At 70.9% G+C, this 21773-nt stretch carries 21 protein-coding genes and 3 tRNA genes; 21 read left to right on the forward strand and 3 right to left on the reverse strand.

Translation table 11 applies throughout. The features are described from left to right. The first annotated feature begins 52 nt into the window (after positions 1-52). Positions 53-274, forward strand: coding sequence for an acyl-CoA carboxylase epsilon subunit (locus F0L17_RS18945; protein ID WP_162466405.1), 222 nt, complete (start codon positions 53-55; stop codon positions 272-274). Positions 275-373: 99 nt separating this feature from the next. Here the strand turns inward: F0L17_RS18945 and F0L17_RS18950 are convergent, their stop codons facing one another. Then, the gene (locus tag F0L17_RS18950; protein ID WP_155072005.1) at positions 374-562 is read right to left on the reverse strand and encodes a hypothetical protein; all 189 of its coding nucleotides are present in this window, start codon (positions 560-562) and stop codon (positions 374-376) included. 554 nt (positions 563-1116) lie between these two features. On the opposite strand from F0L17_RS18950, the gene F0L17_RS18955 reads away from it, so the two are divergent. The 13 genes from F0L17_RS18955 (at position 1117) to F0L17_RS19015 (ending at position 14403) form a co-directional block, all read left to right on the forward strand. Then, complete coding sequence (locus F0L17_RS18955; RefSeq protein ID WP_162466406.1) at positions 1117-4638, forward strand: nitrate- and nitrite sensing domain-containing protein; 3522 nt, start codon at positions 1117-1119, stop codon at positions 4636-4638. A gap of 9 nt (positions 4639-4647) precedes the next feature. After that, complete coding sequence (locus tag F0L17_RS18960; protein WP_155072008.1) at positions 4648-5061, forward strand: roadblock/LC7 domain-containing protein; 414 nt, start codon at positions 4648-4650, stop codon at positions 5059-5061. A 66-nt stretch (positions 5062-5127) separates the two neighbouring features. Further along, on the forward strand, positions 5128-5541 hold the full coding sequence (locus tag F0L17_RS18965; protein WP_155072007.1) for a DUF742 domain-containing protein: 414 nt from the start codon (positions 5128-5130) through the stop codon (positions 5539-5541). After that, positions 5522-6100 (forward strand): ATP/GTP-binding protein, encoded by a 579-nt coding sequence (locus F0L17_RS18970; protein ID WP_162466407.1) that lies wholly within the window; start codon positions 5522-5524, stop codon positions 6098-6100. Before F0L17_RS18965 ends, F0L17_RS18970 begins: the two co-directional genes overlap by 20 nt. Before the next feature lie 352 nt (positions 6101-6452). Beyond that, on the forward strand, positions 6453-9680 hold the full coding sequence (locus F0L17_RS18975; RefSeq protein WP_162466408.1) for a nitrate- and nitrite sensing domain-containing protein: 3228 nt from the start codon (positions 6453-6455) through the stop codon (positions 9678-9680). A gap of 10 nt (positions 9681-9690) precedes the next feature. Beyond that, positions 9691-10104 (forward strand): roadblock/LC7 domain-containing protein, encoded by a 414-nt coding sequence (locus tag F0L17_RS18980; protein WP_155072008.1) that lies wholly within the window; start codon positions 9691-9693, stop codon positions 10102-10104. 114 nt (positions 10105-10218) lie between these two features. Further along, a complete protein-coding gene (locus F0L17_RS18985) occupies positions 10219-10788 on the forward strand; it encodes a DUF742 domain-containing protein (protein ID WP_162466409.1) in 570 nt (189 codons plus the stop codon). Beyond that, the gene (locus tag F0L17_RS18990; RefSeq protein WP_162466410.1) at positions 10769-11347 is read left to right on the forward strand and encodes an ATP/GTP-binding protein; all 579 of its coding nucleotides are present in this window, start codon (positions 10769-10771) and stop codon (positions 11345-11347) included. Before F0L17_RS18985 ends, F0L17_RS18990 begins: the two co-directional genes overlap by 20 nt. A gap of 228 nt (positions 11348-11575) precedes the next feature. After that, positions 11576-12358, forward strand: a complete 783-nt coding sequence (locus tag F0L17_RS18995; protein ID WP_162466411.1) for a fumarylacetoacetate hydrolase family protein — start codon at positions 11576-11578, stop codon at positions 12356-12358. Beyond that, positions 12351-13853 carry a glutamate--tRNA ligase gene (gltX, locus tag F0L17_RS19000; protein WP_162466412.1) on the forward strand — a complete coding sequence of 501 codons (1503 nt, stop codon included), beginning with the start codon at positions 12351-12353 and terminating at the stop codon, positions 13851-13853. Before F0L17_RS18995 ends, gltX begins: the two co-directional genes overlap by 8 nt. Before the next feature lie 282 nt (positions 13854-14135). Further along, positions 14136-14207: transfer RNA gene (locus tag F0L17_RS19005), tRNA-Gln, on the forward strand. A gap of 24 nt (positions 14208-14231) precedes the next feature. Continuing rightward, a tRNA-Glu gene (locus tag F0L17_RS19010) sits at positions 14232-14304 on the forward strand. Positions 14305-14330: 26 nt separating this feature from the next. Beyond that, positions 14331-14403: transfer RNA gene (locus tag F0L17_RS19015), tRNA-Glu, on the forward strand. Positions 14404-14684: 281 nt separating this feature from the next. On the opposite strand, the gene ndgR is transcribed toward F0L17_RS19015, so the two are convergent. Then, positions 14685-15404, reverse strand: coding sequence for an IclR family transcriptional regulator NdgR (ndgR, locus tag F0L17_RS19020; RefSeq protein WP_093662066.1), 720 nt, complete (start codon positions 15402-15404; stop codon positions 14685-14687). 162 nt (positions 15405-15566) lie between these two features. On the opposite strand from ndgR, the gene leuC reads away from it, so the two are divergent. The 5 genes from leuC to F0L17_RS19045 all read left to right on the forward strand — a co-directional run bounded on the left by leuC (position 15567) and on the right by F0L17_RS19045 (position 19151). Continuing rightward, positions 15567-16991 carry a 3-isopropylmalate dehydratase large subunit gene (leuC, locus tag F0L17_RS19025; protein ID WP_155072010.1) on the forward strand — a complete coding sequence of 475 codons (1425 nt, stop codon included), beginning with the start codon at positions 15567-15569 and terminating at the stop codon, positions 16989-16991. A gap of 8 nt (positions 16992-16999) precedes the next feature. Next, on the forward strand, positions 17000-17593 hold the full coding sequence (gene leuD, locus F0L17_RS19030; protein WP_155072011.1) for a 3-isopropylmalate dehydratase small subunit: 594 nt from the start codon (positions 17000-17002) through the stop codon (positions 17591-17593). Positions 17594-17835: 242 nt separating this feature from the next. Then, positions 17836-18090 carry an SCO5555 family protein gene (locus F0L17_RS19035; protein ID WP_155072012.1) on the forward strand — a complete coding sequence of 85 codons (255 nt, stop codon included), beginning with the start codon at positions 17836-17838 and terminating at the stop codon, positions 18088-18090. A gap of 125 nt (positions 18091-18215) precedes the next feature. Further along, positions 18216-18821, forward strand: a complete 606-nt coding sequence (locus F0L17_RS19040) for an HU family DNA-binding protein (protein WP_162466413.1) — start codon at positions 18216-18218, stop codon at positions 18819-18821. A 126-nt stretch (positions 18822-18947) separates the two neighbouring features. Further along, positions 18948-19151 carry a hypothetical protein gene (locus tag F0L17_RS19045; RefSeq protein WP_155072013.1) on the forward strand — a complete coding sequence of 68 codons (204 nt, stop codon included), beginning with the start codon at positions 18948-18950 and terminating at the stop codon, positions 19149-19151. Here F0L17_RS19045 and cofC read toward each other — a convergent pair. Next, positions 19123-19782, reverse strand: a complete 660-nt coding sequence (gene cofC, locus F0L17_RS19050) for a 2-phospho-L-lactate guanylyltransferase (RefSeq protein ID WP_238419438.1) — start codon at positions 19780-19782, stop codon at positions 19123-19125. The two genes, F0L17_RS19045 and cofC, sit on opposite strands and share 29 nt — an antisense overlap. Positions 19783-19925: 143 nt before the next feature. On the opposite strand from cofC, the gene F0L17_RS19055 reads away from it, so the two are divergent. Beyond that, complete coding sequence (locus tag F0L17_RS19055) at positions 19926-20762, forward strand: 1-acyl-sn-glycerol-3-phosphate acyltransferase (protein WP_162466414.1); 837 nt, start codon at positions 19926-19928, stop codon at positions 20760-20762. Further along, entirely contained in the window at positions 20759-21760 is a 1002-nt protein-coding gene (locus tag F0L17_RS19060; RefSeq protein WP_162466415.1) for an NAD(P)H-dependent glycerol-3-phosphate dehydrogenase, read from the forward strand. The genes F0L17_RS19055 and F0L17_RS19060 overlap by 4 nt, the downstream gene beginning before the upstream one ends. Positions 21761-21773: the final 13 nt, after the last annotated feature.

Below are 21773 nucleotides of genomic sequence, written 5' to 3' on the forward strand. Positions count from 1 at the left end.
ATGCACGACGACACCAACGACGACACCAACGACGCACCGTGAGGAACGCCCCGTGAACGACTCCGCCACCCTCGCCGTCACCGACGTGGTCCGCGTGGAGAAGGGCCATGCCAGCGAGGAGGAACTCGCAGCCGTCACCGCCCTGCTCCTGGCCCGCGCCGCGGCCCACCGCACCCGTAGCGCTCCCGCCGCGCGCCCCGGTCGCAGCACCGCGCCCTGGCGCCGGCTGGAGCGCACCGCCGGCTTCCGCGCTCCCCACAGTTGGCAGATCTGAGCCCGCCGTCCGGTACTCGCCGTAGAACACACGTCGGCCCCGTACGCCTCGGCGTACGGGGCCGCTGCGACGCGCGGTACGGCGCGCCGCCTTCGGGGCTCAGCCGACGGGCGCGTTCGTCAGGACGGTGCGCCGCGGATTGGCGGTCTGGAGCGGCAGGGTGGCGGCCGGCTTCTCCTCGGCCCGGTCCGCCGGGGGAACCACGGCGAGTTCCTCGGCGTCCTTCAGGTGGGCCAGGGTCGTGCGCCGCGGGTTGGCAACGCTGCGCATGATCATCGTCGTCTTCACCGAGTCTGCCTCGTTCGCCTTCTTGTCGTTCGCCGATGTCCTGTAAAGGTGAGCGTAAGGGTCCTCATTCCCCTCCGGGGCTGACTCGGACAACGATCCACCTGTGATTTTACTCACGAATCGACGGGCAAAAGGTGCATAGCAGGCCGACTGGAGCGGGCTGATAAACGGACACCATATCCCTAAATCGGATTTTCCGCCCTCCGGTGACGCTACCGGGGCAGGGGGTCTCCCCCGGGGTCCGCTGCGGCACTAGCTGCCGAAAGTCCGTAATGTGAGGTGTGCGGTTGCACCCTCCGCGACACCTCGTCTGCGCAGCGTCACGCATGTCACAGGGTTATCCACGGACCTTGTTGGAGATCCGGCACTGTGCTGGAATTCCACGGACCGCCGCAGACGAACCGGCGCGCAAGGGGCGCACAGGAGCGCCGCGTGGCGGTGACTTGGGGGCGCGCCGGTCACTCACGACCGTCAGGGGGGTCCTCGGGCCTTCCCCGACTCGATACCGTTCCGCCGTTCGCGGGGGGACGCCTGGTCCAGAGGTTGCGACGCTAGTGCAGGGACGTTTCAAGAGGGATGGCAGCGCTGTGGGGGACCCGGAGCTGCGCGGTGCGACCGACCGCGGCTCCTCACCACAGCGTGCCCAGGAGAGCGGTGGCCGGGAACAGGCCCTCGACACCGAGGGAGGCAAGCGCTCGAAGGCGCAGCCGGACGGCGAACACGAGGGCGCCCCGAAGCCCAAGGAGCCCAGCGCGGCGGGCTCTCGCCTCGCCCTGCGCAACTGGCGCATCAGCACCCGACTGGTCTCGCTGCTGGCCCTTCCGGTCGTCGCGGCCACCTCGCTGGGCGTGCTGCGCATCAACAGCTCGTTGGAAGAGGTCGACCAGCTCGACAACATGAAGCTCCTGACGGAGATGACCGAGCACGCCACGGAACTGGCGGCGGCTCTCCAGGAGGAGCGGGACCGCTCGGCCGGTCCGCTGACGGGCACCGGCAACCCCAAGGACGACACGGTCGTCGCGCCGCGCGAGACGACCGACCAGGTCAAGGGCGCGTTCTTCGACGCCACCGCCGGTCTCGACAACGCCGACAACGACGTGCTCTCCGGCGTCCGAGCGTCGGTCACCGAGATCCATCGGCAGCTCAACCGGCTGAAGAGCATCCGTGACCGGGCGTACGACAACCCGGACAACATCGCGCAGACGGTCAACGACTACAACCAGTTGATCGAGTCGCTGCTGAGCCTGTCGCAGGACATGGCGCAGGCCACCAGCAACCCGGAGATGATCCAGAGCACCCGCGCGCTGGCCGCGTTCTCCTCCGCCAAGGAGTACGCCTCCGTGCAGCGCGCGATCATCAGCGCCGGCCTGGCGCGCAAGGGCGGCCCCAAGCTCTCGGACAACGACCACCTCTACCTGCGGACGGCCTGGGACAGCGAGTCCGCCGCCCGCACCCGCTTCGCGGACATCTACGGCAACAGCCGCGCGGCCGAGCTCACCAAGCCGCTGGACGAGGGCATCGTCAACATCACCTCGGCCGACCAGTACGCCGAGCGCGTGGTGAAGAACCCCGAGGGCATCTCGCGTGAGAACCGCTCGTACCTGGACTGGTTCGACCAGGACCGGGTCAAGATCGAGCAGATGGAGAAGATCGAGGCCTCACTGCTCACCCAGATGGACGAGCAGGCCCGCCAGTTGCGTGCGGAGGCCCAGCAGTCGGCCTTCGTCAACGGTGTCCTCGTCCTGCTGGTTCTCGGCATCTCGCTGGTCGGCGCGTTCGTCGTGGCCCGCTCCATGGTGCGTTCGCTGCGCCGCCTGCAGGACACCGCGCAGGACGTGGCCCGCCGCCGCCTGCCCGAACTGGTCAAGCAGCTCTCCGAGGCCGACCCGCAGGACGTGGACACCTCGGTCGAGTCCGTCGGCGTCCACAGCCGCGACGAGATCGGCAAGGTGGCCGCGGCGTTCGACGACGTCCACAGCGAGGCGGTCCGACTCGCCGCCGAGCAGGCGTTGCTGCGGGGGAACGTCAACGCGATGTTCACCAACCTCTCGCGCCGCAGCCAGGGTCTGATCCAGCGCCAGTTGTCGCTCATCTCGGAGCTGGAGTCCCGCGAGGCCGACCCGGACCAGCTCTCCTCGCTGTTCAAGCTGGACCACCTGGCGACCCGCATGCGCCGCAACGGCGAGAACCTGCTGGTCCTCGCGGGCGAGGAGCCCGGCCGTCGGTGGACGCGTCCGGTGCCGCTGGTGGACGTGCTGCGCGCTGCCGCGTCCGAGGTGGAGCAGTACGAGCGGATCGAGCTCAGTGCCGTCCCCACCACCGAGGTCGCCGGCCGGGTCGTCAACGACCTGGTGCACCTGCTGGCCGAGCTGCTGGAGAACGCCACCTCGTTCTCCTCCCCGCAGACCAAGGTCAAGGTCACCGGCCACGCCCTCCCCGACGGTCGGGTGCTGGTCGAGATCCACGACACCGGCATCGGGCTGTCGCCGGAGGACTTGGCGGCGATCAACGAGCGGCTGGCCAATCCGCCGACGGTGGACGTCTCGGTCTCCCGTCGCATGGGTCTGTTCGTGGTCGGTCGCCTCTCCCTGCGCCACGGCATCCGCATCCAGCTGCGCCCCTCCGACTCCGGCGGCACGACCGCGCTGGTCATGCTCCCGGTCGACGTCACCCAGCGCGGTGGTCAGCAGAAGAAGCCGGGCGGCGACGGTGGTCAGGGTCCCGGTCCGTCCGCCACGCTCCGACGCGAGCCGCAGGGGGGCGGGGCACCCGCCGGTACCAGCCGGCTCGGTGCGTTGCCGACTCGCAACCAGGTTCAGGGCGGTGCCTCACGCGCCGCGTTGCCGGGCGGCAGTCCCGCCGCGGGTGGTGGCAACGGCGGCTTCGCAGGCCCCGGCCGTCCGGGCGGGCCCGCCGGACCCGGTGGCTCCGACCGCCCCGCGGGGGCCCCGGCGGGCGCGAACGCCTTCGGAGCCGGCCCCCGTCCCGAGGACCGCGCCGGTCGCGGCGGGCTGCCGCAGCGCGGAGGTGGCAACGCCCCCACGAGCGCGCTGCCCACCGGTGCCGGTGACCGCCGCCCCAGTTGGGCCGACGATCCCGGTGCTCGCCCTCACGGTCGGCCCGAGGCGGCCGACGCGCCGCGTGGCCACGAGGAGATCGAGACCACCTCGGAGTTCACCGGATCCGAGCACACGGGAACGCACCGGCAACTCGGGGACCCGGGTGACACGGCCCGGTTCCCGCTCGTGGAGCCGGACGGCGGACGGGAGGGCCTCCGCGATTCGCAGCAGGACACCGGTCGGTTCCCGGCTCCGCAGGACACCGGCCAGTTCCCGGTTCCGCAGGGTTCGCAGGACACCGGCCAGTTCCCGGTTCCGCAGGGTTCGCAGGACACCGGCCAGTTCCCGGTTCCGCAGGGTTCGCAGGACACCGGCCAGTTCCCGGCTCCGCAGGGTTCGCAGGACACCTCCCGATACGTACCCCAGCAGGCTTCGCCCGCCGAGCGTGGCGCGTCCGGCTACGAACTGCCCGGCAGCTCGCCCGCCGGCGACACGAACGAGCGCACTCCGATTTTCGAATCGATGGAGTCGAGCTGGTTCAGCGCCAAGCACACGGCCCAGCCGGAGGCCCGCCGGCAGGAGGGCCCGCGCCAGGGGGGCGACAGGTCCCCGGGTTTCGGCGGTGGGCAGCCGAATGGAGCCGCCCGTGCCACGGGCCCGGCCGACTCGCAGCGGGCGTCCGTCGGCGCCTTCGCGGGGCGGGGCAACACCGGCGGCACGTGGCAGGAGTCCCCGAACGACGAGCGTTGGCGTCGGGCCGAACAGCTCCGTCAGCCCGCCGCGGGCGGGGTCACCACCTCCGGACTGCCGCGACGCGTGCCCCGCGCCAACCTGGTGGCGGGCACCGCGCAGCAGGGGCCGTCCACACCGACCGGCCCGCAGGTCTCGCGTGCGCCCGACGACGTGCGCGGCCGGCTTACCAACCTCCGCCGGGGCATCCAACAGGGTCGACAGGCCGGCAGCGGCCGGACCGGCGGCGGCCACGGCACAGACCCCACCTACCAGCAGGAGCGTTAGTTGAGTCCGATGAGCCAGGCGGCGCAGAATCTGAACTGGTTGATCACCAACTTCGTGGAGAACACCCCGGGGGTGTCGCACACGGTGGTGGTCTCCGCCGACGGCCTCCTTCTGGCCATGTCCGAGGGGTTCCCGCGGGACCGTGCCGATCAGTTGGCGGCGGTCGCGTCGGGGCTGACCTCGCTGACCGCTGGTGCGTCGCGGATCTTCGAGGGGGGTGCGGTGAATCAGACGGTGGTGGAGATGGAGCGTGGGTTCCTGTTCATCATGTCGATCTCCGACGGCTCCTCGTTGGCGGTGTTGGCGCACCCGGAGGCGGACATCGGTCTGGTCGGGTACGAGATGGCCCTGCTGGTGGATCGCGCGGGTACGGTGCTGACGCCGGACCTCCGCGCCGAACTGCAGGGAAGTCTCCTCAACTGACGAACGCTCCCCCCACATGAGCACCACAGTCCGCATCGCCGACCTCATGCCTCGCCCGGAGGAGCCATGACCCCGCCGCCCGCCTCACCCGGTCCGTACGGTGGCCACAACGACCACATGCCGTACGACGGTGAGGGCGACCAGCCGCTGGTGCGTCCGTACGCCATGACCGGGGGTCGTACCCGCCCGCGCTACCAGTTGGCGATAGAGGCGCTGGTGAGCACCAGTGCGGACCCGACCCAGTTGGTGGGGCTGCTGCCCGAGCACCAGCGGATCTGCCACCTCTGCCAGGAGGTCAAGTCGGTGGCGGAGATCTCGGCGCTGCTCGCGATACCTCTCGGAGTGGCCCGTATCCTCGTCGCCGACCTGGCCGAGGCCGGGATGGTGGCCATCCACCAGCCGGGAAGCAGCAGCGAGCCCGGCGGCGCACCGGACGTGACACTGCTCGAAAGGGTGCTCAGTGGACTTCGCAAGCTCTAGCGGTGCATCGCGCTCCACCACCTCCGCGAAGATCGTGGTGGCGGGCGGGTTCGGCGTGGGCAAGACGACCTTCGTGGGCGCCGTGTCGGAGATCAACCCGCTGCGCACCGAGGCCGTGATGACCGCCGCGTCCGCGGGGATCGACGATCTGACCCACACCGGCGACAAGACCACCACGACGGTGGCGATGGACTTCGGTCGTATCACGTTGGACCAGGATCTGATCCTGTACCTGTTCGGTACGCCGGGGCAGGATCGGTTCTGGTTCATGTGGGACGACCTGGTGCGTGGTGCGATCGGTGCGGTGGTGTTGGTGGACACCCGGCGTCTTGCGGATTGTTTTCCGGCGGTGGACTACTTCGAGAATTCGGGTCTGCCGTTCGTGATCGCGCTCAACGGGTTCGACGGGCAGCAGCCGTACACGCCGGACGAGGTGCGTGAGGCGTTGCAGATCGGTCCGGACGCGCCGATCATCACCACCGACGCGCGGCAGCGGGCGGAGGCCAAGAGCGCGTTGATCACCCTGGTCGAACACGCGCTGCTGGCGCGCCTGCGCTGACCGTGGCGCCCATCGCGCGCGGCCCTGTGGTGGAGGCTGACGAGAATGTCGTGGATCGGTGTCCGAGGTGGATGGGTTCCGTGCCCGTTCGCCCCGACTTTCATAACGTTTCGACAGAGAATTGGGGCATCGACACCACTCGCCGCGAGCGCTCCACTCCCCAGCGCGCACAAACCTTCGATCGTTTGACGTGACATGAGCTTGATGCCCTTTTTGCCCGCCTGTTACGGAGGTCGTCTCCAGAGGTCCAGTTGTTTGGAAAGCTTCTGCCCGGCGTGCTGAAATTCGCTGAACCGAGCAGTAGTTACGGTTTCATCGAAGGCGATGGGCTGAAGCCGAGAGGTTTGGTCGAGTGAGGCGAAGCAAAACGAGCGCCCCGTCCCGGGAGTCGCGGGGTAATTTCACGCCGCCGCGGCGTGCCGTGGAGGAGCCCTCCGACCTGCCCGGAGACGTCCGGGGTTCGGGTGGAGGCGGTCGCTTCGCGGTGCGCAACTGGCGTGTGGCCACCAGGCTGAACGCCATCCTGCTGCTTCCCGTGCTCGTTGCCCTCGTCTTCGGCGGCTTCCGGGTGCAGAGCTCCCTGGAGACGCTGAACGAGGCCGAGGAGGCCGAGCGCACCGCCGAACTGGTCAGGGCCGCGGCCACCTACGCCCACGCCCTGATCGACGAGCGTGACCGCAGCGCCGCGCCGCTCCTCCAGGGCAACGCCGACGACCCGGTGGTCGAGGAGGTGCGCGACGTCACCGACGCCGCGCGCGAGGAGTTCCACCGGCGCGTCGAGCAGATGCCCGACCGCCAGGGCCTCAAGCGCCGCCTCGCCGCCTTCACCGAGGTCGAGCCGGGCCTGACCGAGCTGCGTCAGGCCGCCTACACCGATCGGTTGAGCGGCGTGGAGACCGAGGAGGGATACGTCCGGATCCAGCACCCGCTGATGGAGTTCGCCAACGAACTCGGGCTGGGCACCGGCAACATCACCTCCTACGGGCGCACCGTCTACGCCGTTTCACTGGCCAAGGCCGCCGGCTCCCTCCAGCGCTCGATCGGCACCCACCTGCTGATCGAGCCCGGACCCGGCGCGGAGGACAAGCAGCGCCAGCTCACCGCCTTCAGCTCCTACGCCTACCTGGAGCGCATCGCCGTCGACGAGTACCGCGGCGGCGGAACCGAGGAGGACTGGAAGCGCCTGCAGGACGAGCTCGCCAAGGGCAACGAGGAGGTCCGGGAACGGCTCGCCGAGGCCAAGGAGGAGGCGCAGGCCGCCGGCGAGACCTTCGTCGATCCGCCGGCCACCGACAAGATGGTCCAGGCGATCGCCTCCGGAGCGTCACCCCAGGCCCTGCGCGCCCGCGGCGTCACCGCCGAGAACTGGTACACCTCCGCCACCGGCAAGTTCAACGCCTACCGCGTGATCGAGAAGGAGTTGACCGACAAGGCGGTGGAGGAGACCGGGGAGATCGCCGCCGACGCCCAGCGGGACGCGATCGTCAACTCCGTCGTGGTGCTCGTGGCCCTGCTGGCGGCCTTCGTCATCGCCGGGATGATGGCCCGCTCGATGAGCAGCAGCATGCGTCGACTGCGCACCGCCGCCTTCGACATCGCCCAGGACCGGTTGCCCATGCTGGTCGATCAGCTCTCGCGCACCGACCCGGGCAAGGTCGACACCCGCGTGAAGCCCATCCCCATCGACAGCCGTGACGAGATCGGCGAGGTCGCCCGGGCCTTCGACCAGGTCCACCGCGAGGCGGTCCGACTCGCCGCCGAGCAGGCGATGCTGCGGGGGAACGTCAACGCCATCTTCACCAACCTCTCCCGCCGCAACCAGGGCCTCATCGAGGGCCAGCTCGCCCTCATCACGGACCTGGAGAACAACGAGGCCGATCCGGAGCAGCTGGAGAACCTCTTCAAGCTGGACCACCTGGCGACCCGCATGCGCCGCAACGGCGAGAACCTGCTGGTCCTCGCGGGCGAGGAGCCCGGCCGTCGGTGGAACCAGCCGATCCCGCTGGTGGACGTGTTGCGCGCCGCCTCCTCGGAGGTGGAGGACTACGAGCGCATCGAGCTGTCCGGCGTGCCGGACAGCGAGATCCACGGCCGGGTCGTCACCGACCTGGTGCACCTGCTGGCCGAGCTGTTGGAGAACGCCACCTCGTTCTCCTCCCCGCAGACCAAGGTCAAGGTCACCGCGACCCGGTTGCCCGACGGCCGGGTGATGATCGAGATCCACGACAAGGGCATCGGTCTCACCCCCGAGGACTTCGCCGACATCAACCACAAGCTGGCCAATCCGCCGACGGTGGACGTCTCGGTCTCCCGTCGCATGGGTCTGTTCGTGGTCGGTCGCCTCTCCCTGCGCCACGGCATCCGCGTCCAGCTGCGGCCCTCCGGCGAGCAGACGGGCACCACCTCGCTGGTCATGCTGCCGGAGGAGATCACCCACGGTGGCGGCGGCGAGGAGCAGGTCGAGGAGGACTTCACCGTCTCCCGGATCGTCCCGGAGCAGCCGGCCGCGGCCCAGCCCACCCACGAGGAGCAGCGGCAGCTGTCCGCCGCCGACCTGGGCTTCGACGACTCGCGCTACGGCGCCCCGTCCCCGTCTCCGGAGCCGGAGAACCCTTCCGTCCTCGACCCGGTCGGCCGCTCGTTGATGCGGGAGGAGCGCCGGGCGGCGCTGGAGGGCCGGCAGTACCCGGCGCAGGAGCAGTCCCAGCAGGAGCGGTATCCGGCGCAGGAACCCCCGCAGGAGCAGTACCGGCCGCAGCCCGCTTCCTACGACAGCGGACAGACCGGTCGGTACGCCGTCCCGCAGGACTTCGGCCAGGAGACCCCGTACGGCCGGGACCCCTACCAGGACCCCTACCGCCAGGACGCCCCGTACGCCCAGGGCGCCCCGTACGGCCAGGGCGATCCGTACGGCCGGGACGACCGGAGCGTCCAGGGCGACCACCGGCAGGAGCACCACTCCGACTACGGGCAGGAGTACCGGCCCGACTACGACGCCGGATACGGCCCGAGCGGTTACGGAAACGTTCAAGGGATCTTCACGGGAGCGGAAACGGAATCCGTCCCCAGCGTTCCCGAAGAGAGCCGAGAACGCGTAGGCTTCGACCGACCGGGCCAGGCTCCGGACGACTCCTCTTCCTTGACCGGTGCGGGACTTCCGCGTCGGGAACGGAAGCGGCAGCCGTCCGACGAGGGCCCGGCCCCGCTGCACCGGCCGCAAGCGGAATCTCCGGAAGCTCCCCGGCAGGAGGATCGTTCCGACGACTCCGCCTGGGGCGACACGGCGAACGACGAGCGCCGGCAGCGGGCGGAGCGGCTCCGCGACCCCAAGGCCGGCGGAGTCACCTCCTCCGGACTGCCGCGACGCGTGCCCCGCGCCAACCTGGTGGCGGGCACCGCGGAAGCGGAAGGAACATCCCAGGGCGGCCCCCAGGTCTCCCGCGCCCCGGAGGACGTCCGCGGCAGGTTGAGCAACCTGCACCGAGGCGTTCGACGAGGACGTACCGCGGGCGGTTCGGATGCCACCCAGAACGACCGACCGGGCTACGGCCCCGGCAGCACCTACGATCAGGAGCGTTAGTGTGAGCCCGATGAGCCAGGCGGCGCAGAACCTGAACTGGTTGATCACCAACTTCGTGGAGAACACCCCGGGGGTGTCGCACACGGTGGTGGTCTCCGCCGACGGCCTCCTTCTGGCCATGTCCGAGGGGTTCCCGCGGGACCGTGCCGATCAGTTGGCGGCGGTCGCGTCGGGGCTGACCTCGCTGACCGCTGGTGCGTCGCGGATCTTCGAGGGGGGTGCGGTGAATCAGACGGTGGTGGAGATGGAGCGTGGGTTCCTGTTCATCATGTCGATCTCCGACGGCTCCTCGTTGGCGGTGTTGGCGCACCCGGAGGCGGACATCGGTCTGGTCGGGTACGAGATGGCCCTGCTGGTGGATCGCGCGGGTACGGTGCTGACGCCGGACCTCCGCGCCGAACTGCAGGGAAGTCTCCTCAACTAACCAACAGACCGTGCGCATCGCGTCTCCGCGCCGCTAGGGTGCGGGGGCGCGATGGGATCCGGCCAGTTCCGAAGCGACGACCCCCGAATTACGTCCGGCAGTGGAGGAGGAGACGTGGTAACGCCCCCAGGTGGTCCCTACGGCGGTGAACACCAGCCTCAGCCGCAGCACGACCAGCCCCAGCGGTACAACTTCCCCTCCGCGCCCAGCCGGCAGTGGCAGACGCCTCCGCCTCCCGACGGCCCGGAACAGTACCGGCAGCACCGGCAGCAGCCTCCCCCGTCCCGCCCGACCGAGCAGACCGGGCCCCGAGAGACCGGGGCGGCGGGCGGCGGCGGAGACTCCTCGCCGCTGGTGCGTCCGTACGCCATGACCGGGGGTCGCACCCGCCCGCGCTACCAGTTGGCGATAGAGGCGCTGGTGCACACCACGGCGCAGCCCGCGCAGCTCCAGGGCCAACTGCCCGAGCACCAGCGGATCTGCCGACTGTGTTATGAGATCAAATCGGTAGCGGAGATCTCCGCACTCCTCTCCATTCCCTTGGGCGTCGCCCGTATCCTCGTCGCCGACCTGGCCGAGGCCGGACTCGTCGCCATCCACCAGGCCGGCGGCGAAGAGTCCGCCGGTGGCCAGCCAGACGTGACACTGCTCGAAAGGGTGCTCAGTGGACTTCGCAAGCTCTAGCGGTGCATCGCGCTCCACCACCTCCGCGAAGATCGTGGTGGCGGGCGGGTTCGGCGTGGGCAAGACGACCTTCGTGGGCGCCGTGTCGGAGATCAACCCGCTGCGCACCGAGGCCGTGATGACCGCCGCGTCCGCGGGGATCGACGATCTGACCCACACCGGCGACAAGACCACCACGACGGTGGCGATGGACTTCGGTCGTATCACGTTGGACCAGGATCTGATCCTGTACCTGTTCGGTACGCCGGGGCAGGATCGGTTCTGGTTCATGTGGGACGACCTGGTGCGTGGTGCGATCGGTGCGGTGGTGTTGGTGGACACCCGGCGTCTTGCGGATTGTTTTCCGGCGGTGGACTACTTCGAGAATTCGGGTCTGCCGTTCGTGATCGCGCTCAACGGGTTCGACGGGCAGCAGCCGTACACGCCGGACGAGGTGCGTGAGGCGTTGCAGATCGGTCCGGACGCGCCGATCATCACCACCGACGCGCGGCAGCGGGCGGAGGCCAAGAGCGCGTTGATCACCCTGGTCGAACACGCGCTCATGGCGCGCCTGCGCTGACCGGATCCGGGTCTTCTCCTCCCGCCTTGCCGCGGGTACCCGAAGACCACACCCCCACACCCGTACGACGGGCCCCGCACACCCCACCGGGTGCGGGGCCCGCGGCGTGTTGCGCCCCGGCCGCCCCGGCCGGCTCCGGTGGGCGGGCCGAGCGGCACGCCGGGGCCGGCCGGGGCTTACCCTGGAGTGTCATCTCCCATCCGCGATCAACGAGGGGCAGCACCACCCGTGCGCATCGCCAGGTTCTCCATCGACGGCAACGTCGCGTTCGGAGTCGTGGAAGGGGACGCCCAGGCCGGCGACGGCCCCGTCCTCGACATCATCAAGGGCCACCCCTTCGCCGAGTTCGAGCGCTCGGGCCGGCGCGTCCCGGTGGACAAGGTCCGCCTGTTGCCGCCGGTGTTGCCCAACAAGGTGGTGGCGATCGGCCGCAACTACGCCGAGCACGCGGCGGAGCTGGGCAACGAGGTTCCCGAGGTCCCCGTCACCTTCTTCAAGCCCTCCACCTCCGTGGTGGGGCCCGATGATCCGATCACCTACCCGTCCTTCTCCCGGGAGGTGCACCACGAGGCCGAGCTGGCCGTGGTCATCGGCCGGATGTGCAGCCAGGTTCCCCGGGAGCGGGTCGCGGACGTGATCCTGGGCTACACCTGCGCCAACGACGTCACCGCCCGTGACGTCCAGCGCGCCGAGGACCAGTGGGCCCGGGCCAAGGGCTTCGACGGCGCCTGCCCGCTGGGCCCATGGGTGGTCACCGACGTCGACCCGTCGGACCTGGCGATCATGTGCACCGTCAACGGCGAGCAGCGGCAGCTCGGCCGCACCAGCCAGATGGTGCGCTCGGTGGAGGACCTGGTCGTCCACGTCACCGAGGCGATGACGCTGCTCCCCGGGGACGTGATCCTCACCGGCACCCCGGCGGGCGTCGGCCCCCTCAACGTCGGCGACGAGGTCGCCGTCACCATCGAAGGCATCGGCACTCTCACCAACAAGGTGATCAAGCGTGGCTAGCGCATCTGACGTACGCGTACGGTTCTGTCCCTCGCCGACCGGCAACCCCCATGTGGGGCTGGTCCGCACCGCCCTGTTCAACTGGGCCTTCGCCCGGCACCACGGCGGCACCTTCGTCTTCCGCATCGAGGACACCGACGCGGCCCGCGACTCCGAGGAGTCCTACGAGCAGCTCCTGGACGCCATGCGCTGGCTGGGCTTCGAGTGGGACGAGGGCCCCGGGGTCGGCGGCCCGCACGCCCCCTACCGCCAGTCGCAGCGGATGGAGATCTACGCGGACGTCGCCCGGAAGCTGCAGGAAGCCGGCCACGCCTACCGCTGCTACTGCACCGCCGAGGAGCTGGAGGAGCGCCGCGAGGCCGCCCGCAAGGCCGGCAGGCCCTCCGGTTACGACGGGAAGTGCCGCACCCTCACCGACGAGCAGAAGGCCGCGTACGAGGCCGAGGGGCGCGCCTCGATCGTCCGCTTCCGGATGCCGGATACGCCGATCACCTTCACCGACCTGGTCCGCGGCGAGCTGACCTTCACCCCGGAGAACGTCACCGACTACGGCATCGTCCGGGCCAACGGCGCCCCGCTGTACACGCTGGTCAACCCGGTCGACGACGCGCTGATGGAGATCACCCACGTCCTGCGCGGCGAGGACCTGCTCTCCTCCACCCCGCGCCAGATCGCCCTGTACCGGGCGCTGGCCGAGATCGGCGTCGGCAACGGGAGCGTCCCACAGTTCGGACACCTGCCGTACGTGATGGGGGAGGGCAACAAGAAGCTCTCCAAGCGCGACCCGCAGTCCTCGCTCAACCTCTACCGCGAGCGCGGCTTCCTCCCCGAGGGCCTGCTCAACTACCTGGCCCTGCTGGGCTGGTCGATCGCGGAGGACCGGGACATCTTCTCGATGGACGAGATGGTCGCGGCCTTCGAGATCGGGAACGTCAACGCCAACCCGGCGCGCTTCGACCTCAAGAAGTGCGAGGCCATCAACGCCACCCACATCCGGGAGCTGGACGTCAAGGACTTCGTCGCCCGCTGCGAGCCGTGGCTGGTCGCCCCGCACGCCCCCTGGGCGCCGGAGGACTTCGACCGCGCCGCCTTCGAGGCGCTGGCCCCGCTGGCCCAGACCCGGCTGACCGTCCTGTCGGACATCACCGCCAACGTCGACTTCCTCTTCCTGCCGGAGCCGGTCCAGGACGAGGCGTCGTGGAAGAAGGCCATGAAGCCCGGCGCGGACGCCCTGCTGCGCACCGCTCGCGCCAAGCTGGCCGAGGCCGAGTGGAGCGCCGAGCCGCTGAAGGAGGCCGTCCTGGCCGCCGGCGAGGAGCACGGCCTGAAGCTGGGCAAGGCCCAGGCCCCGGTCCGCGTCGCCGTCACCGGCCGCACCGTCGGGCTGCCGCTGTTCGAGTCCCTGGAGGTCCTGGGCCGCGACCGCACCCTGGCCCGCGTGGACGCCGCCCTGGCGAAGCTGGAGGCCGGCGCGGGGGCGCGGACGGAGGCGTGAGCGGTGGAGGGCCGGGTGGTGGGCCGGGAGCCCGTCCCGGCCCTCCACGCGTCATCGCTCGGCGAACCCGCCCGCTCGGGTCCCGGCGAGGCGGCAACGCCCGGGGTCGTCCGTACACGGAACGCCGGTGCGACAGGACACCGACGACCCGGCGGGAACTCGTTTTGGAGCACGGGCTTCCATCGGGTAATGTTCTTCCCGTCGCCAGGCGGAACGGGCCGAAAGGCCGGAGAAGCAAGGCGATCACCAGGACGACAAGTTCGACAAGAACTTGAGTTCCGGTGGGGTATGGTGTAATTGGCAGCACGACTGATTCTGGTTCAGTTAGTCTAGGTTCGAGTCCTGGTACCCCAGCGCGATCTTCCCAGCGAGATCCACGCCCCCGTTGTGTAGCGGCCTAGCACGCCGCCCTCTCAAGGCGGTAGCGCCGGTTCGAATCCGGTCGGGGGTACTCGGTTCCTCGGGACCGTAGCTGGGGCCCCCGTTGTGTAGCGGCCTAGCACGCCGCCCTCTCAAGGCGGTAGCGCCGGTTCGAATCCGGTCGGGGGTACGGGAGAAAAAGGGAGGCCCTCCGTTCAGGCGGAGGGCCTCTTCCCGTTTTCCCGTTGTCTTCTCGCGGTCCCTTCCTCGAAGCGCTCCGGCCCCGGGCGACCGGACAGGTGTGCACGGAGGCGAGGCCGTGCCGTCCGTACCACGGTCGGTGGGGGCGAGGAGGGGCGCGAAGGGGGCCCGGCCGCGGCGACGTCGGCGCGGTCGTGCCGTGGGCCTTCGCGGGGAGGCGGCGGGGCGGAGTGCCGCACCACGGGCCGCGGTGCGTATCCGGCCGCCCTGTCAGCCGCCGTTGCGGCGTAGCGCCTCGGTGAGCCGGCCGGCGGCCTCCACGATGGCCTGGGCGTGCATCCGGCCGGGGTGGCGGGTCAGGCGCTCGATCGGCCCGGAGACCGACACGGCCGCCACCACGCGGTTGGACGGGCCGCGCACGGGGGCGGAGACCGAGGCGACGCCGGGTTCGCGCTCGCCGATGGACTGGGCCCAGCCGCGCCGGCGCACGCCCGACAGGGCCGTCGCCGTGAACCGGGCGCCCTGCAGACCGCGGTGCAGCCGCTCGGGCTCCTCCCAGGCCATCAACACCTGGGCCGCCGAGCCGGCCTTCATCGGGAGCGTGGAGCCGACCGGCACGGTGTCCCGCAGTCCGGAGAGTCGTTCCGCCGCCGCCACACAGATGCGCATGTCGCCCTGGCGCCGGTAGAGCTGGGCGCTCTCCCCGGTCACGTCGCGCAGGTGCGTGAGCACCGGGCCCGCCGAGGCGAGCAGACGGTCCTCGCCCGCGGCGGCGGCCAGTTCGGCCAGCCGCGGGCCCAGGATGAACCGGCCCTGCATGTCGCGGGCCACGAAACGGTGGTGTTCCAGGGCCACCGCGAGCCGGTGCGCCGTGGGGCGGGCGAGCCCGGTCGCCCCGACCAACCCGGCGAGGGTGGCCGGACCGGACTCCAGAGCGCTCAAGACCAGAGCCGCCTTGTCGAGTACGCCGACGCCGCTAGAGTTGTCCATGCAACGATACTCGCGTCTCACATTACGAAACGCAAGTTCAATTTCCCCGGGGACCCGCCAAGCTGGGGTGACGGTCGCCACCCCGCACACCAGCAGTGCCGCGGGCGGGGCGGCATGGACGCCGAGAAGAGGCCGGCAGTGCTGCCGGCCGGAGGGAAAGCGATGGGACGGACACTCGCGGAGAAGGTCTGGGACGACCACGTCGTCCGGCGCGCCGAAGGCGAACCCGACCTCCTCTTCATCGATCTGCACCTGCTGCACGAGGTCACCAGCCCGCAGGCGTTCGACGGGCTGCGCAAGAACGGGCGCCGGGTGCGGCGGACCGATCTCACCATCGCCACCGAGGACCACAACACCCCCACCCTCGACATCGACAAGCCCATCGCCGACCCGGTCTCGCGCACCCAGTTGGAGACGCTGCGCAGGAACTGCGCGGAGTTCGGCGTGCGGCTGCACCCGCTCGGCGACGTCGAGCAGGGCGTCGTCCACGTGGTGGGACCGCAGCTGGGACTGACCCAGCCGGGCATGACGGTGGTCTGCGGCGACAGCCACACCTCCACGCACGGCGCCTTCGGCGCGCTGGCGTTCGGCATCGGCACCAGCCAGGTCGAGCACGTGCTGGCCACCCAGACCCTGCCCATGGCGCCCTTCAGGACCATGGCGATCACGGTCGACGGCGAGCTGCCCGAGGGGGTGACCGCCAAGGACCTGATCCTGGCGATCATCGCGCGCATCGGCACCGGCGGTGGTCAGGGCTACGTCATCGAGTACCGCGGTTCGGCCATCGAGAAGCTGTCGATGGAAGCGCGGATGACCATCTGCAACATGTCCATCGAGGCCGGCGCCCGAGCCGGGATGATCGCCCCGGACGAGACCACCTTCGCGTACCTGAAGGGTCGGGAGCACGCTCCCGCCGGCGCCGACTGGGACGCCGCCGTGGAGTACTGGCGGACCCTGCGCACCGACGACGACGCCGTCTTCGACCACGAGGTGGTCATCGACGCCGCCGAGCTGGCCCCGTTCGTCACCTGGGGCACCAACCCCGGGCAGGGCGCCCCGCTGAGCGCGGCGGTGCCGGACCCGGACTCCTTCGCCGACCCCAGCGAGAAGCTGGCCGCCGTCAAGGCGCTGGAGTACATGGGGCTGGAGCCCGGCCGACCGCTGCGCGAGATCGCCGTGGACACCGTCTTCGTCGGCTCCTGCACCAACGGCCGGATCGAGGACCTGCGCTCGGCCGCCGCCGTGCTGGAGGGCCGCAAGGTCGCCGACGGGGTGCGGATGCTGGTGGTACCCGGTTCGGTACGGGTCGCGCTCCAGGCCGTGGAGGAGGGGTTGGACAAGGTGTTCACCGCCGCCGGTGCCGAGTGGCGGCACGCGGGCTGCTCGATGTGCCTGGGCATGAACCCCGACCAGCTCAAGCCCGGTGAGCGTTCCGCGTCCACCTCCAACCGCAACTTCGAGGGCAGGCAGGGCAAGGGCGGCCGCACCCACCTGGTCTCCCCGCAGGTCGCCGCCGCCACCGCCGTGCTGGGGCACCTGGCCTCGCCGGCCGACCTGTCCGACGCAGTCCAGCTCGCGGGAGTCTGAGAGCAGCCATGGAAGCCTTCACCACACACACCGGTCGCGCCGTTCCGCTGCGCCGCAGCAACGTCGACACCGACCAGATCATCCCCGCGCACTGGCTGAAGAAGGTCACCCGCGACGGCTTCGAGGACGGCCTGTTCGAGGCGTGGCGCAAGGACCCGGAGTTCGTGCTCAACCGGCCCGAGCGGCAGGGTGCCACCGTGCTGGTGGCCGGCCCCGACTTCGGCACCGGTTCCTCGCGTGAGCACGCCGTCTGGGCGCTGCAGAACTACGGCTTCAAGACCGTGATCTCCTCCCGCTTCGCCGACATCTTCCGCGGCAACTCGCTGAAGAACGGCCTGCTCACCGTCGTCCTGCCGCAGGAGACGGTGGACGCGCTGTGGGAGCTGACCGAGGCCGATCCGACGGTCGAGATCACCGTGGACCTCGTGGCGCGCGAGGTCACCGCCCCCGGCGTGACGGCCGCCTTCGAGCTGGACGAGAACGCCCGTTGGCGACTGTTGGAGGGGCTGGACGACATCAGCATCACCCTGCGGCACGAGGACGCCATCGCCGCCTACGAGGCCGGGCGGCCCTCGTTCAAGCCGCGGACCCTGGTGGCCTGAGCGGCTACGGAGCCCCGCCCACGCACGGGAGCGCCCCCGACCCCCCCCGGTCGGGGGCGCTCCCGTGCGTGGGCGGGACGTCGGGCCTTCGCGGGGCCTTCGCGCCGGAACGCTCCGGAGGCGGAGGCCACCTTCCCCGCCCGGGGAGGCGGTTGGGCGTGGAGGCGTCCGTCCTCCCCGACCGTCCTCGGGCGTTGGGCCCCTCAGGGGTGACAACTCGCCACCAATGACACAATCTGTGCATGGAAAGCGACGGTCAACTCCCGCTCCACGACCTCGTCGCCGCTCGGCTGAAGGACGCCCACACGAGGGTGTGGCGGATGCGGGTGCCGGAGGACGCCCGGAAGGCGCTCACCCGTCGGCTGCTGGTCATCACGGCGGCCGCCAAACACGATCTGTCCGGCGCGGCACGGCGACTGGACCGCTTCGTGGCGGAACTCGACGGAGAAGGGACTCCCGGACGGCGGGAAGGCCCGGGCACCGAGGGAAGTGCGTGATGGTCGATTTTGTTGCGACACAAGGGTGATTCGCACGTTTCGCGTTTGATTTGCGGTGAATATCTGCCTAACGTGCGAAAAAGCTCGGACAGATTCGTTCTGGCAATGCCTCCGAAGGGGAAGACGTGAACAAGGCGCAGCTCGTTGAAGCAATTGCCGACAAGCTCGGCGGACGACAGCAGGCCGCCGACGCGGTGGACGTGGTGCTGGACGCGATCGTCCGCGCGGTCGTCGCCGGCGACCGGGTCTCGGTCACCGGCTTCGGCTCGTTCGAGAAGGTCGAGCGTCCGGCCCGTTACGCCCGCAACCCCCAGACCGGCGAGCGCGTCAGGGTCAAGAAGACCTCCGTTCCGCGCTTCCGCGCCGGGCAGGGCTTCAAGGATCTGGTCAGCGGCGCCAAGAAGCTCCCCAAGAACGACGTGGCCGTGAAGAAGGCGCCCAAGGGCAGCCTCTCGGGCGGTACCACCACCCGCAAGGCGACGGCGAAGAAGGCCGCCGCCAAGAAGGCGGCTCCGGCGAAGAAGACCACGGCGAAGAAGGCCACGGCCAAGAAGGCGCCCGCCAAGAAGGCTACGGCCAAGGCCACCCCGGCGAAGAAGACCGCGGCGAAGAAGGCGGCTCCGGCGAAGAAGACCGCGGCCAAGAAGGCCACGGCCAAGAAGGCGCCCGCCAAGAAGGCCCCCGGCCGCAGGACCTCGACCCGCAAGAGGGCCACCGCCCGCAGGAAGTGAGACGGGGAACCACCGACCGCGCCGGACCGGGCTCCCGCGGAGCCCGGTCCGCGGCCCGTCCGCTCCGCACCCGGCCCCCGCACCCGTGCCGCCCCCGCGGCCGCCGGCTCCTCTAGGCTCGTCGCCATGCAGGCCACCGCGTACACCTACGACCCCGCGACCCGCAGCGGCGCCGTGCTCCTCGACGACGGCACGCCTCTCCCCTTCGACGCCGCCGCCTTCGACGCGGGCGGCCTGCGGCTGCTGCGACCGGGCCAACGGGTACGGATCGAGATCGACGGCGAGGGCGCCGACCGGCGGATCACGTTGGTGACGCTGCAGACGTTCTGAGGGTGTGCGGGCCCACGCCCAGGGCCAGCGCCGCGGCCAGGTCCTCGCCGGTGTCCACGTCCCGCCGGACGCTCGCCACGTCCGGCAGCGCCAGCTCCACCGCCCCGGACCGCAGGTGCCGGACGCGTGAGGGACCGCCGAAGGCCGGCGCCAGAGCGGTGCCGCCGGACGCGGCGAGCAGGGTGGTGCCCACCCCCGCGGCGTCGGCCAGGAACGACCTCCGGTGCACCCGTGCCGCGCCCAGCACCCGCGCCAACTCGACCGGCCGCAGTGCCGGCAGGTCGGCGTTGAGCGCGGCCACCGCGGCACGGGGGCGCTCCGCCCGCACCACCGCCTCGCCGTGCCCCAGCGCGGGGTTCAGCCCGCCCGCCGGCACGTCCGGCACGACCCGCGCCCCCAGGGCGGCCAGCTCCGCCCCCGCCAGGGGATCGTCCGTGACGACCACCACCCCCTCCACCAGCGGGCACGCCAGGGCGGCGGCCACGGTGTCCTGGGCGAAGGCCAGGGCCAGACGGGGCCGCAGCTCCTCGCCGGCCGCCGCGGCGAGCCTGCTCTTGGCCCGGGACAGGGGCCTGAGGGGCACCACCAGCGTCCAGGCGGTCCCGGTCTGCGGTGTGTCGTCACGGTGCATCGGCGCCATTCTCCCCCGCCGCCGGATCCGCCCGCCGCCCGCGGGGTTACGGTGTGCTCGACAGGGCGACGCCCCGGAGCGACACTTGTGCGGTTGTCCCGGCGGTGTGCGTGCCGCAGCAGGCAAGAGGAGATGGTGTCCCGGTGTCCCGCCGCAGAATCGGCTTCTGGTACCGCCTCGCAGCGGTTTTGGTGAAACCGCCCCTGGTGGCGCTGTTCAAGCGGGAGTGGCGGGGAATGGAGCACATTCCGGCCGAGGGCGGATTCATCACCGTGGTGAATCACAACTCCTATCTCGACCCGCTCTCCTACGCGCACTTCCAGTACAACACCGGGCGCGTCCCCCGCTTCCTGGCCAAGGACTCCCTGTTCAAGGGCGGATTCGTCGGCGCGGTGATGCGCGGCACCGGGCAGATCCCGGTCTACCGGGACAGCCTCGACGCGGCCAACGCCTTCCGCGCCGCCGTGGAGGCGATCGGCAAGGGCGAGTGCGTGGCCTTCTACCCCGAGGGCACCCTCACCCGCGATCCCGACATGTGGCCGATGGAGGGCAAGACCGGTGCCGCCCGCGTCGCCCTGCTCACCAAGGCCCCCGTCATCCCCGTCGCACAGTGGGGCGCCAACGAGGCCGTACCGCCGTACGCCAGGCGGAACAGGGTGCGGCTCTTTCCGCGCAAGACCCTGAAGGTGCTGGCCGGGCCGCCCGTCGACCTCTCCCGGTTCCACGACCGGGAGCCCACCGCGGAACTGCTGCGCGAGGTCACCGACGTCCTCATGGACGCCATCACCGAGCTGTTGGTCGAACTGCGCGGCGAGCCCGCGCCCGCCCGACGCTACGACCGCCGCAGGGCGCTCGCCGGGGACCGGAGGGTGGCGGCCGCGCACCCCCCGGCCACATCGCCCGGCGCCGTGGACGCGGGGAGGACCACCGGGAGCGGGGCGGCCGTCGAGCGCGTGGCCGCCGAGGGGGGGAACGCGTGACGCGCGTCGCCGTCTACGGCACCGGATCCTGGGGCACCGCCTTCGCGATGGTGCTCGCCGACGCGGGCTGCGAGGTGACCCTGTGGGGACGCCGGGCCGCACTGGCCGAGGCGGTCAACACCACCCGCACCAACCCCGACTACCTGCCGGGCGTCACGCTCCCCGAGACCGTCCGCGCCACCACCGACCCCGCCGAGGCGGCCCGGGACGCGGAGTTCGCGGTGCTGGCGGTGCCCTCCCAGACCCTGCGCGACAACCTCGCCCGGTGGAGACCCCTGTTGTCCGCCGACACCGTGCTCGTCTCCCTGATGAAGGGCGTCGAACTCGGCACCGCCAAGCGGATGAGCGAGGTGATCGAGGAAGTGGCCGGAGCCGGCCGGGACCGGATCGCCGTGCTGTCCGGCCCCAACCTCGCGCGCGAGATAGCCGAGCGGCAGCCCGCCGCCTCCGTCGTCGCCTGCCGTGACGAGGAGGTGGCCCGCAGGCTCCAGGCCGTCTGCCACACCCCGTACTTCCGCCCGTACACCAACACCGACGTCGTCGGCTGCGAACTGGGCGGCGCGGTGAAGAACGTCATCGCGCTGGCGGTGGGCATCGCCGACGGCATGGGGCTGGGCGACAACGCCAAGGCCTCCCTGATCACCCGCGGACTGGCCGAGACCACCAGGCTGGGCCTGGCCATGGGCGCCGACGCGCACACCTTCGCCGGACTGGCGGGCATGGGCGACCTCGTGGCCACCTGCTCCTCGCCGCTGTCCCGCAACAACACCTTCGGTCGCAGCCTCGGTCGGGGAATGACGTTGGAGGAGACCATCGCCGCCACCCGGCAGACCGCCGAGGGCGTCAAGTCCTGCGAATCGGTGCTGGACCTGGCCCGGCGGCACGACGTCGAGATGCCCATCACCGAGACCGTCGTCGGCATCGTCCACGAGGGCAAGCCGCCGCTGGTCGCGCTGAAGGAACTGATGTCCCGCAGCGCCAAAGCCGAGCGCCGCTGACCGCCGGCCGCCC

This window comes from Streptomyces taklimakanensis (assembly GCF_009709575.1).
GTDB lineage: Bacteria > Actinomycetota > Actinomycetes > Streptomycetales > Streptomycetaceae > Streptomyces > Streptomyces taklimakanensis.

What these genes read in the sequence shown, in the direction of transcription:
- leuD (WP_155072011.1), top strand. Translation starts at nt 17,000, where the DNA reads ATGGAAGCCTTCACCACACACACCGGTCGCGCCGTTCCGCTGCGCCGC.
- F0L17_RS18960 (WP_155072008.1), top strand. Translation starts at nt 4,648, where the DNA reads ATGAGCCAGGCGGCGCAGAATCTGAACTGGTTGATCACCAACTTCGTG.
- leuC (WP_155072010.1), top strand. Translation starts at nt 15,567, where the DNA reads ATGGGACGGACACTCGCGGAGAAGGTCTGGGACGACCACGTCGTCCGG.
- F0L17_RS18980 (WP_155072008.1), top strand. Translation starts at nt 9,691, where the DNA reads ATGAGCCAGGCGGCGCAGAACCTGAACTGGTTGATCACCAACTTCGTG.
- cofC (WP_238419438.1), bottom strand. Translation starts at nt 19,782, where the DNA reads ATGCACCGTGACGACACACCGCAGACCGGGACCGCCTGGACGCTGGTG.
- F0L17_RS19045 (WP_155072013.1), top strand. Translation starts at nt 18,948, where the DNA reads ATGCAGGCCACCGCGTACACCTACGACCCCGCGACCCGCAGCGGCGCC.
- F0L17_RS18965 (WP_155072007.1), top strand. Translation starts at nt 5,128, where the DNA reads ATGACCCCGCCGCCCGCCTCACCCGGTCCGTACGGTGGCCACAACGAC.
- F0L17_RS19035 (WP_155072012.1), top strand. Translation starts at nt 17,836, where the DNA reads ATGGAAAGCGACGGTCAACTCCCGCTCCACGACCTCGTCGCCGCTCGG.
- ndgR (WP_093662066.1), bottom strand. Translation starts at nt 15,404, where the DNA reads ATGGACAACTCTAGCGGCGTCGGCGTACTCGACAAGGCGGCTCTGGTC.